Source organism: Myroides profundi (genome assembly GCF_000833025.1).
Lineage (GTDB): Bacteria > Bacteroidota > Bacteroidia > Flavobacteriales > Flavobacteriaceae > Flavobacterium > Flavobacterium profundi_A.
On record NZ_CP010817.1, the window covers coordinates 3,246,925 to 3,259,309 of the forward strand.

A 12,385-nucleotide genomic window follows, 5' to 3' on the forward strand; every position below is an offset into this window, starting at 1 on the left:
TCAATTTACGGTCTGTTTTTTTTAATAAAGTGATGCTTTTGCATAAATTTGTTTAGAATAATTCTAAATAAATAAGTTATGAAATTACTATCCTCCCGAAAAGAGAAACTCTACATCACACTATTCTCCTCATTATCAATGCTCTCACAGGCACAGCATTTAAATCTTCGAGTAAAAAATCCTTCTGGTCATGCTGTTCCTAATGTAGTTGTAGAGATAAATAATCAAAATGTAGGTATCACTGACGATACTGGTATATTCTCCCTAACAGATGCTCATTCTACTACTGTTGACTTAAGGTTAAAAGCCTTTGATTACGCTGATTACTATACGACTCTTGAGTTACAAAAAGATACAATTAACAACTTTACAATTACACTTGCTGATAATCCTGAAACTATAAATGAAATTATCATTACTGCTGGTCGAAAACCAGAACACATCTCTACAGTACCCTCTTCAGTAACGATACTCACCAAACAAGAAATAGAAACACAGAGTGATATTAATAGTAACATCAGCTATATCTTAGGTAATACAGTACCAGGACTCGCTACAGCTACTAATAAAGTAGCTAATACAGGACAGACACTGAGAGGAAGACCTTTATTAGTCTTAATAGATGGTATCCCTCAATCTCTTCCTTTAATGAATGGAGCCCGGAGTATACGTTCTCTAGATCCTTATGTTATCGAAAAAATAGAAGTAATAAAAGGGGCAACATCTATCTATGGCAATGGATCTGCGGGTGGTATTATCAATTATATTACTAGAAAAGACGTTGGCAACAAACCACTAAGTGGACAAACTAAAATAGGTACTACCTTTAACCCTTATCACAGTAGTGGAACCTTAGGCTATCAAATAGGACAATATTTCTCAGGTAGAATAAATAACTTCAGCTACGCTATAGGTGGTCATCTTAAATACAATGGCTTACAAAGAGATGGTGAAGGCTTGCCATTAGGACAACTGGGTGGTCTATCTAATTCTTATGAGCGAAACATCTTCACAAAACTATCTTATCAGCTCAATGATTCCTCATCACTACAATTACTCTACAATTATTACACTACCGTACAAGATGAGAAGTACAAAACGAAACCAGGACGTTATGGACAGGAGCCTGCTATAGGTATAAGAGGTAGTGAAGGTGGAAAGCCAGTAGGCACACCATACAATCACAATGCTATGTTAACCTATACTAACAATGCTCTTTATGCTAATACCCGATTAGACATTAGTGCTTACCTCACCTCCTTCCAATCTATGAATCGCTATGTACCGAAAGGAACAGTCTGGTATGGCCCAGGTCAGACTAGGATAATCTCAAAAAAGAAAGGGCTAAGAGCGAACTTTAATACTCCTTTCATGCTTTATAACACCCCTATTGAAATCACTTACGGTTTTGATCTACTCAGTGATATGACTATGCAAGACCTCACAGATGGTAGAATATTAACTCCTCAAATGAAAATGCTAAGCATAGCTCCTTATGCACAGTTAAAGATAGATTTGCTAGATGACTTTATCTTTAAAGGAGGGATTCGTTATGAAAATTCGAACGTAAGAATCAATGATTACACCACTATAGCAACAGGCCCAAATAACGAAGGCTCTATAGCTGTCAATGGAGGTAAACTATCTTACAGAGCGACAGTATTTAACGCAGGTATCCGATACGCTAAATATGATTACTTCAATCCATTTATCAGTTACTCACAAGGTTTTTCCCTCAATGAAGTAGGTAAGATATTGAGAAGAGCAGATGCTAATACGCTGAATAATTTAGAGACTTCTCCTGTGATTACTAATAATTACGAAATAGGTTTCTCTAGTAAATACAGCATTTTCTCACTACAAACCTCATACTATATCAGCACTTCTAAATATGGTATTAATCTTATAGACGTCGGAGGATATCTGATGCCTAGTAGAGAACCCGAAAAGATTAAAGGTTTTGAAATAGCTTTAGAGGCAAGAATAATAGAGAGATTAAAAATGGGTGGTACATTCACCTCTATAGAAGGAAAAACAGAGAATAAAAAAGGCATCTTAGAATATCTAGGAGGAGATAGAATACCGCCTAATAAAGCAACTGCATTTATTACATATACTCCGTTCAGTAAAGCTACTCTATCTTTATTCTGGATAAACACAGGAAGTAGAAAACACTTCAGTCCAAATAACAATGGAAAATATAAAAACGGACAAGGCCCCATAAGTGAAGTCAATCTATTTAACCTTAGTGCAAATTATAAACCTAATAACCATTGGTCACTCACACTTGGTATTGACAATTTATTCAATACAACCTACTATCCACCAGTAAGTCAATACAGAGGTATTCACGCTGATTACACTAGAGGAGTTGGAACTACAATGTCAATCCATGCGACTTACTCCTTTTAATAAAACAGATAAATAATCACTCATAAGATTGTTATTATTCTATTTGGGATCTTAGAAATAAGTGTATCCTAGTCATCTTTTCTAAAAGCGGTATCCTAAAAGGATAAATTGTGCTTCTATGTTATAATATTGACAAAATAAAGCAGAACACTTTCTTAAAATTAAGTTATATTTGGTAAATTTTAAACACATATTAATATAATACGCTATTCATAAATGACAGAAATAATTCATCATTTATTCAATCCGCTTCCGAACGCTATTATGAGCGTATTAATGGGAATAACCTTTATCTATTGGATATTCTCTGCTGTACTAGGAGGTTTTGATGGTTTTGATATTGATATGGATGTCAATCCTGAAATAGATGTTGACATAGACATTGATGCAAATGTAGATACAGACTTTGATTTACAACAGAGTCATCTAGACATTGCTCATGATAAAGAGGTGGATGTAGCAGACCATGTAGATGTACGTCAGCCAAGTATCTTTATGCAGATACTTGAGTTTATGAATGTAGGGAAGATCCCTTTCATGATTGTATTAACCATCTTTAAATTCTTTACTTGGGCAGGTACGTTATTAACTACTACAATTCCTAAAGTAGTGAATCTAGGCTTTTGGTCTGTTGTGATATTAATTCCACTTTCTTTTATAGCGATTATCTTAACACATTATGCTACACTTCCGTTAGTTAAGTTTTTAAAGAATACTGGCTATCACGGTGAGAAGGCAATAGACTTCATCGGAAAAGAAGGTGTTATGCTATCAAGTATCATAGCGGATAAACAAGGAAATATGGAGGTAGTCATCGATCAAGATCCAATCAAGATATTGGTACAGAGTACAGATGGTAACCAAATAAAATATGGAGAGAAAGTCATTATCATTAAAAAATGTGATAAAGAAAATATATTCCAAGTAAGAAGAATACATTAATTATTAACTATAAACACTAAAATCTATGGGTGAGTTTGGTCTAGGGACATTAATAGCTATTATTATAGGCGCACTTTTTCTATTAGTATTATTATTTTTTGCAATACTTGCATCTTTCTATAAGAAGATACCACAAGGTAAATCTATAGTAAGAACAGGGGTTGGAGGGACTAAAGTAGCTTTTAACAAAGGTATTTACGTGATCCCTGTATTCCATAAAATGGAGATTATGGATATCTCTGTAAAAAAACTACAAATCGATAGAATGCAAAACGAAGGTCTTATCTGTAAAGACAATATTCGTGCAGATATTAAAGTAGCTTTCTTTATTAGAGTTAACAAGTCTATAGAAGACGTAATTAATGTGGCACAAACATTAGGTTGTGAACGTGCAAGTGATGTAGAAACGCTAAGAAACATATTCGAAGCGAAGTTTTCTGAAGCTTTAAAAACAGTAGGTAAGAAATTTGAATTTATCGAATTATACGAAGCGCGTAGAGAGTTTAGAGAAGAGATTATTAATATCATAGGTAGAGACTTAAACGGGTACATCTTAGATGACTGTGCTATCGACTACTTAGAACAAACAAATATCTCTTACTTAGATCCTCAGAACATTCTTGACTCTGAAGGTATCAAAAAGATTACTGAACTTACTGCATTACAAAACATCAATGCTAACCTTATCCGTAGAGATGAGCAAAAGGTAATCAAGAAGCAAGACGTAGAAGCTCGTGAAGCTATCTTAGAACTTGAAAGACAGTTATCAGAAAAAGAAGAGAAACAACGCAGAGAAGTGGATAATATCCGCGCTCGTGAAGAAGCTGAGATTCAAAAGGTACGTGAGGAAGAACGTCTTAAATCAGAAAGTGTACGCATCTCTACAGAAGAGAGTCTGGCTGTATTAGAAGAGAATAAACTACGTCAAGTAATCATCGCTGCTAAAAATAAAGAGCGTACTGATGCTGTAGAAACAGAAAGAGTAGAAAAAGACAGAGCGTTAGAACAAACAGAAAGAGAGCGTATCGTAACACTAGCTCAGATTAATAAAGAGCGTGCTGTAGAGGAAGAGAAAAAGACGATACAAGATGTTATTCGCGAAAGAGTACAGCTTGAAAAAGGAGTTGTGGAAGAACAACAAAACATCAAAGACGTTGAAGCACTTCGCGCTGTAGAAAGAGAGAAACAAGTAGGTATCACTCAAGCTAGCAGACAAGCAGAAGAGAACTTAATCAGAACAGTGAAAGAAGCAGAAGCTAAAAAATCTGCTCAAGAGCAAATCTCTCAACAAATGCTGATCGAAGCAGAAGCAGAGAAAGAAGCTTCTATTAAACAAGCTGAGGCACGTAAGATACTTGCAGATGCAAAAGCTCGTGAAGATGCTACTATCGGATTAGCTGAGGCAGAAGTAATCAAAGCAAAAGCAGAGGCTGTAGAACAACAAAGTATCGTAGATGCTGCTAAAATACAACGTATAGCAACTGCTGAAGCGGCTGGTATCGAAGCGAAAGCAGAAGCTAAGAGAAAAGAAGGATTAGCTGAAGCTGAAGTGATGAAAGAAAAAGCAATAGCTGATGCTGAAGGATTAAAAGAGAAAGCAAATGCTATGAAGCAAATGGATGGTGTTGGTAAAGAACACGAAGAGTTCAAACTTCAACTTCAGAAAGAAAAAGAAGTGGAATTGGCTGCTATCACAATCCAAAAAGACATTGCTCAGTCACAAGCTAACGTATTATCTTCTGCGCTTCAGACTGCTAAGATTGATATCGTAGGAGGAGAAACAATGTTCTTCGAAAACATTATCAATCAAGTTAGTCGTGCAAAAGGATTTGACCAATTAATCGACAAAAGTCAGAATGCTCAAGATATTAAACTTGCTCTATTAGGTGATGGTTCTACTATCAGCCAAGGTGAGTTATTTAATAATATTAAGCACTATGCGAGTCAGTTTAATATCACAACTGAAGATTTAAAGAATCTTAGTATTGCATCATTAGTACTTAAGATGCAACAAAACGCAACTGAGGACAATATGGGCTTATTAAGCAATATAGCTGATGCTGTTCAGAGTTTCGGTATAGGGAATAAGAAGTTATCTTAATATATACTAATCACTCTTCTCTGTAGAGAAGAGTGATTTTCTCCTATTTACCCCTACTCTATTTTTAATTTACCTACGTATTAGTCTTATCGTTCTAATACAAAGTATCCTTTATATATGGCTGAATTAGAAAACCAAAATATAGAATCATTAGATTCTAACACTTATGAGATTATACAGAAGAGACTACAGAGTCAGAAGAGTGAATTAATCCAACGATTAAATGCACTGAATGACGACCGTAAAGAAGTCTTTACTTCTGTTGATCTAAAACTTATCGCCAATCAACGTATTACGACAGAAAACAACTGTACTGCCAGAGGTATTATTGCCTTTGACACGACTTGTATTTTTGCTTATAACGTACACTTTGGGTTAAAAACTGATATTCAGTTAAGTGATGTATTTAGTATATACCGCTTTGAAAATGATCAGTTCTTACCTCAACCTTTAGATTTTATCTATGATGAGAACTTCATCAGTGATTATAAAAACTTATATAAATACTATAGAGACTCTATCTTCAGCAGATTTAAGAAGACAGAGAATTACCTCTATATGGTATTCCAAACAAGTAAGAATGCAGATAACTTAAAAGCATTTAAGTGGTTGATCAAAGATAATCAATTGATCTATCAAGATGACCGTAGCATTCACGAAGTAGTAAAGAGCCCTCAGTTTGAGTTCAACTGGATTAAGACTAATCTTGAGAACAGACGCTTAGGGGTACACCCTCACGTATCTATACAAGACAAAGTGTTTATAGAAGCTGTAGGTGGTGATATTACTTTTAAAATAGAAGACAACACAGATAATGGACAAGGGATATACTCTGAACCTGTAAAGAATGCCGATCAGCAGTTAGATGATGCTGATTACTTCTACGCTGACTTAGGTAATTTTATTGCTATACGCATAAAACCTTACCAAGAGGATTTCCGTGCTTTTATCTTTAATAATAGAACAAAACAAGTTATCAATGTACCTGCCCTAAATGAAACAGGTATACTTCTTCCGGATGGCCAAGGTATCTTATTCTCTAATGGATACTATTTACAGAATGGAGATTATAAAATATTTGATAACAGTGTTCACAACTTAGAGTTTGTAAGAACTATCCCTTCTCATAATGGGGAGGACTACTTATACCTATTCTATCAAGCAGAGAACAATATCTATACCTTGATGTCTTATAACATCATCAAACAACAAGTAGAAACTCCTATCGTATGTAGTGGTTTCACCTTGTTTAACGATGGTAAGTTAATCTACTTCCGCTCAGAGAATGAGGCAGTAAGACATCACGTAGTACAAATATGGGAAACTCCTTATGCTGCTACATTGATAGAAAATAAGGAGCAAAAAGAGAATCACTTATACAAAATAGGAAATAAAGACATCGTAAAAGCGATGGCTGAATGTCAAGAGATCATCCACCTCATCGATAAAGAAGATTCGTATGAAGGACTGTACGGTGATATAGCTAAGAAAGCAAATGACATTATAGATGCTTATTTCTGGATAAGAACAAAAGAAACTAAAAGCTTAGACGAACCTTTAGAGCAGATAAGAAGTATTGCTAATACTGCTATAGATGAGTTTGAAAAAGTACAAGAGCAACGCAAGAGAGCAGCTGGTCTATTAACTGACTTAAAAGCGAAAGTAGATAAACAGCTCTTTAATGTTAAGAATGCTAAAGGAGATACTTTAGAAGGATTAGTACATCTATTAGCAGAAAACAGAAAACTATTAGGTGAAGTCATCAGTGCTCGTCAGACTAAATATGTTGACTTATCTATCTTAGAGAATTATCAAGAGCAATTGGGTAAGACCAATGAATCACTATCTGATAAAACAATTGCTTTCTTACTACAAGAGCAAGCTCTAGTTCCTTATGAACAAAAAGTAGTAGACCAAAAAGCTAAAGTAAATGAGGTAGTCAAGGTAATCGATGCTAATGCAATAGATGAAAACTGTAAAGCAATATCAGCTGAATTAGAACTGCTGATAGACATTCTAAACAGTTTAAAAATAGAAGACACTACTCAAGCGACAAAGATTATAGAGAAGATATCTGTAATATTTGCTTCGCTTAATGAGGTGCGTTCTCAACTGAAAAGAAAGATAGACTCTCTTCGTACGAATGAGTCTATAGCTGAGTTTCATGCTCAATTAACCTTACTTGACCAAAGTATCATCAACTTCTTAGAGCTATCTAATTCACCTGAAAAGTGTGACGAATACCACTCTAAAGTAAGTGTACAGGTAGAAGAGCTGGAGAGTAAGTTTGCTGACTTCGATGATTTCATCTTAAAGATAGCCGATAAGCGAGAAGAAGTTTCTAAAGCTTTTGATACGCGCAAGACTCAATTAGTTGAACAGATCAATAGACGTACAAGTTCGTTAGAACAGATAGGTCTACGTATATTAAAAAATATAGAGAATAAGTCTTCTTCTTTCAAAACGAAAGAGGAGATACTTGCATTTTTCTCTACTGACCTTATGGTTGATAAGGTACGTCAATTAGTTATTGAATTAAATGACTTAGGAGATGTATCTAAAGCTGAGAATTTAGAGAACAGCGTTAAGACGAGTCAAGAAGATGCACTGCGTACACTGAGAGATAAACAAGACCTATTCGCTGATGGAGAAAATGTAATCAGTTTAGGTACTCATAAATTCTTAGTCAACAAACAGCCATTAGACCTTACTATCGTTAGACGTAATGATATTCTGTATTATCACTTAACAGGTACTAGCTTTACTTATCCTATTCATAATGATAAGATCTATGCCTATAAGGAGATATGGAATCAAGACATCATCTCTGAAAATAACGAAGTATATAGAGCAGAATACTTAGCTTATCAAATAATACAAGAACTACGTACTAATCCTTCATTAGATATTAATGAGGCAGTTAAGTTTAGAACAGAACAGAACTACTCTGAAGGGTATCTAAAAGGAGTACACGACTTTGACGGATTAGAGATTACACAAGCCTTACTGAAGCTAAAATCAGAGTTAGGGATATTGACCTATGCTCCTGCTATCCGTGTTTCGGCACAAGTATTCTGGTATAAATTAGAAGTGGAAGTAAGAGAGTCTTTATTGAAGAATATCAATAGTGCAGCTGCTGTACAAAAGATATTCCCTAACAGTACTAACTATCAATATATAATTAGTCAATTAGAAGAGCTATATACACAATGGCAATCTCCATTGCGTGAATTAACATACAAGAAAGACATAGCACATTATATTTTTGAAGAGTTCTCATCAGGAGTATTCTTTACAAAAGCAGAACAAGCTTCTCTATTAAAGAAACAGTTTGTTACTTTCTTACAACAAAAGAATGCTAGTGTAACCTTTGAGAATGATATTAACGATACCACCTTATCTACATTAGATGCTTTTTATTTAATACAGAACTGGTTGTATTCTTATATAGATAATGAACCTAAAGCTGCTATATATAAAAAGTATATTGATGAAGCATGTTGTTTATTGTTATTTGAAAAACAATATAACTATACTTTAAAAGAGAGTACTGATACTATAATCTTAAACAACCTGAAAGGGAACCACACTTTAATAGTACAAGATACTTATACATTAGACTATCACGAATATATGCGTAAGCTTGAAGTATTCGAGACTGAGCGTGTCCCAATGTTTACAGACTTTATTGCTACTAAAGATATGTTGTTAAGCGAATACAAGAAATCATTAAAAGTAAACGAACTAAAACCTCGTGTACTGACTTCTTTTGTTCGTAATAAACTGATTAATGAAGTTTACTTTCCATTAATTGGAAACAACTTAGCCAAACAGATAGGAGTTTATGGTGATAACAAACGTACAGCACGTATGGGAATGTTATTATTAGTATCTCCTCCAGGATATGGTAAGACTACCTTAATGGAATACTTAGCCAATGCTCTAGGTCTTCACTTCGTTAAGATTAACGGACCTACTATTGGGCATTCTATTACATCGATTGACCCTACGGAAGCTAAGACTTCTGGTGCAAGAGAAGAACTAAAGAAAATAAACTTATCGTTCGAAATGGCGGATAACGTAATGCTATACTTAGACGATATACAGCACTGTAGTTCTGAGTTTTTACAGAAGTTTATATCTCTTGCTGATGGACAGCGTAAGATGGATGGTATCTTCGAAGGAGAGAGTAAAACTTATGACTTAAGAGGTAAGCGATTCTGTATCATTATGGCAGGTAACCCGTACACAGAATCAGGAGAGAAGTTTCAGATACCTGACATGTTAGCTAACCGTGCTGATACCTATAACTTAGGGGATGTGATTGGTAGTACAGAGCATTTGTTTAAGTTAAGTTTATTAGAGAACGCTATTGCTGAAAACACCTATTTACAGAAGTTGAGTAGTAATTCATTAGACGATTTCTATAAACTGATTAACCATATCGAAACGAAGTCCGAGGAGTCACTATCATTAGAAGGAAACTTTAGTGGACAAGAGATAGAAGAGTTCACTGCTGTATTAAAGAAATCAATCACAGTAAGAGATATTGTGCTAAAGGTAAACCAACAGTATATCTTAAGTGCAAGTATGGACAATGCTTATAGAACAGAGCCTGCCTTTAAGCTACAAGGTTCTTACCGTGATATGAATAAGATGATGAGTAGGATAGTTCCACTGATGAACGATAGTGAAATAGATGAGTTAATCTTAACACACTATGAGAACGAATCACAGACCTTGACATCTGACACAGAAGCAAACTTACTTAAACTAAAAGAACTGGCTAACCGACTGACAGATGTAGAGCGCAAACGTTGGGAGGATATTAAAGATATCTTTGTTAAACAAAACAAATTAGGTATGGCAGGTAAGGATAATCAAGTGGCTCAAGTATTAGGTCAGCTGATGGACTTCAACCAAAACTTAGAAAGCATTGCTAAAGCAATCAAAAAATAAAATTACCTAAACGGTCTGTATAAACAACAGACCGTTTTTTTATTTATACATTTACTGCCTTCAATCTAAAACCTTATGTCAAAACACTTAGCCCGTATAGCCGTTACTGCATTATTCTTCATCTTCGGAGGAATATCTGCCTCATGGGCATCGCGTATTCCTACTATTAAAGAAGCTTTTGGAGTAAATGACTCTGCTTGGGGATTTGTCTTATTATACATCTCTATAGGAACCTTAATAACTCTTCCTATAGCAGGTAAAATAATAGAGAAATTAGGCAGTAAAAAAGCAACCCTACTCTTCCTATTAACTTATTTAGTACTATTAGTCGGTATTGGATATTGGGAGATATTATGGCAACTAAAAGTAAACTTAGTCTTATTCGGGGCGATTAGTAATATCACTAATATTTCTATTAACACACAGGCTATTAAAGTCTCTAAACTATATAAAGGGCAAATCATAGGCTCTCTACACGGAACTTGGAGTATAGGAGGCTTTGCTGCTTCATGGTTAGGCGCAGAGATGATCAGTAGTTATGTCCCACCTTTAGAACATTTTATCTATTACTCTACCGTAGGGATTATTATTTCTCTACTGCTTTTTAAATACCTTATTCCTGAAACGAACGACACTACTAGTGATAATCCTATACTAGCAGAAAAGAAAGGCTTTCAATTACCTGATAAGAACTTAGTCCTTTTAGGGCTATTAGCCTTCTTCGCTATGGTAGCAGAAGGAATGATGACAGATTGGTCAAGTGAATATATGAAGCATGTTACGCATGCTCCTATACAACTTATCGGGTATGGGCTGACAGCTTATATGTTTGCAATGGCTAGTGGTCGTTTTATATCAGACTTCACAGTAAGGCGATTTGGAGAGCAGAGAACTTTACTCTTCTGTGGTATCCTCCTTTTTATAGGATTAGGAGCCTCAGTATTATTTCCTGGAGTATATACTACTATTATCTCTTTTATGATTGTAGGTTTAGGTGTATCTGCAGTAGTACCCATGTGTTATAACTTAGCAGGACATACTAAAACAATGCCACCTCAGCAGGCCTTAACGTTAATTACTAGTATCGGTTTTATCGGTTTCTTTTTAGGGCCACCAGTTATAGGGTTTATTGCACAGCACTCTTCTCTTAAGACCGCTTTTGCTATAGTAGCCTTTTTTGGGTTAGCTATCTCTCTACTGAGTAGATTTATAGTTATCGAATCTACCTCATCAAAATAAACAAAAAGCCCAATCATCACCGACTGGGCTGCATATTTATAGTTCAATGGATATAGTCACCTTTCCGCCTAATCCTTTTTCTACAATATCATATAACGTCTTTAAAGTCATATTACTTCCATTATTTTCTACTCGAGAAATATATTCTCTCTTCTTATTCACTAAACTAGCTAGTTCTGCTTGAGTTAGTTTTTTCTCTTCTCTTGCCTTTCTAAGCAATAGTCCTACTTTAAAAGTCTCTACTTCTCTCTCTATCTCATCTCTCTTCGGTTCGCCAACTACACCAAACACCTCATCTTTTACTTGTGACCAAGTCTTCACATCTCTATTTTCTTTCATAATACTCATTCATTAACTTAACAGCCTTTTTAATCTCATTTAAGGGAGTCTTTTGAGTTTTCTTTTGGAAGCCACTCAATAAAACCACTAATTTATCTCCATCAAAAAAACAGAACACTCTCCAAATATCACTTCCTAATTGTATTCTTATTTCATACAAACCTACTGTTCCCACAATATGTTTCATGTAATTAGAAGGTATTCTATCTAGAATTTCAACTGCTTCAATTATTTTAACAATCTTCTTTTGAACCTTTAATGGTTGTTTACTTAAAAACTCATTAAAGTAATTCTTATACATCACTACTTCTCTTATCTTCATTACAAAGGTAATTTAAAAGTTACTTAAAAACAATACAAATTATAAATCAACATATTAAGCCACTAAAACTA

The 12,385-nt window shown here is 34.8% G+C and carries 7 protein-coding genes; 5 read left to right on the forward strand and 2 right to left on the reverse strand.

Going from position 1 to position 12,385, the window contains the following annotated elements:
- Positions 1-78: 78 nt before the first annotated feature.
- The 5 genes from MPR_RS14250 (at position 79) to MPR_RS14270 (ending at position 11,653) form a co-directional block, all read left to right on the forward strand.
- Complete coding sequence (locus tag MPR_RS14250) at positions 79-2,412, forward strand: TonB-dependent receptor (protein ID WP_041893638.1); 2,334 nt, start codon at positions 79-81, stop codon at positions 2,410-2,412.
- Positions 2,413-2,628: 216 nt separating this feature from the next.
- Complete coding sequence (locus tag MPR_RS14255) at positions 2,629-3,354, forward strand: OB-fold-containig protein (protein ID WP_041893641.1); 726 nt, start codon at positions 2,629-2,631, stop codon at positions 3,352-3,354.
- Between the two features lie 25 nt (positions 3,355-3,379).
- On the forward strand, positions 3,380-5,455 hold the full coding sequence (locus tag MPR_RS14260; protein ID WP_006267068.1) for a flotillin family protein: 2,076 nt from the start codon (positions 3,380-3,382) through the stop codon (positions 5,453-5,455).
- A 117-nt stretch (positions 5,456-5,572) separates the two neighbouring features.
- Positions 5,573-10,414 carry a DNA repair ATPase gene (locus MPR_RS14265; protein ID WP_041893647.1) on the forward strand — a complete coding sequence of 1,614 codons (4,842 nt, stop codon included), beginning with the start codon at positions 5,573-5,575 and terminating at the stop codon, positions 10,412-10,414.
- A 75-nt stretch (positions 10,415-10,489) separates the two neighbouring features.
- A complete protein-coding gene (locus MPR_RS14270) occupies positions 10,490-11,653 on the forward strand; it encodes an MFS transporter (protein WP_041893649.1) in 1,164 nt (387 codons plus the stop codon).
- 36 nt (positions 11,654-11,689) lie between these two features.
- On the opposite strand, the gene MPR_RS14275 is transcribed toward MPR_RS14270, so the two are convergent.
- On the reverse strand, positions 11,690-11,992 hold the full coding sequence (locus MPR_RS14275) for a helix-turn-helix transcriptional regulator (RefSeq protein ID WP_006260186.1): 303 nt from the start codon (positions 11,990-11,992) through the stop codon (positions 11,690-11,692).
- Positions 11,979-12,314 carry a type II toxin-antitoxin system RelE/ParE family toxin gene (locus MPR_RS14280; protein ID WP_016650493.1) on the reverse strand — a complete coding sequence of 112 codons (336 nt, stop codon included), beginning with the start codon at positions 12,312-12,314 and terminating at the stop codon, positions 11,979-11,981. The genes MPR_RS14275 and MPR_RS14280 overlap by 14 nt, the downstream gene beginning before the upstream one ends.
- Positions 12,315-12,385: the final 71 nt, after the last annotated feature.

Coding starts and splice junctions, on each gene's coding strand:
- MPR_RS14255 (WP_041893641.1), top strand. CDS start 2,629: ATGACAGAAATAATTCATCATTTATTCAATCCGCTTCCGAACGCTATT.
- MPR_RS14260 (WP_006267068.1), top strand. CDS start 3,380: ATGGGTGAGTTTGGTCTAGGGACATTAATAGCTATTATTATAGGCGCA.
- MPR_RS14270 (WP_041893649.1), top strand. CDS start 10,490: ATGTCAAAACACTTAGCCCGTATAGCCGTTACTGCATTATTCTTCATC.
- MPR_RS14250 (WP_041893638.1), top strand. CDS start 79: ATGAAATTACTATCCTCCCGAAAAGAGAAACTCTACATCACACTATTC.
- MPR_RS14265 (WP_041893647.1), top strand. CDS start 5,573: ATGGCTGAATTAGAAAACCAAAATATAGAATCATTAGATTCTAACACT.
- MPR_RS14280 (WP_016650493.1), bottom strand. CDS start 12,314: ATGAAGATAAGAGAAGTAGTGATGTATAAGAATTACTTTAATGAGTTT.
- MPR_RS14275 (WP_006260186.1), bottom strand. CDS start 11,992: ATGAAAGAAAATAGAGATGTGAAGACTTGGTCACAAGTAAAAGATGAG.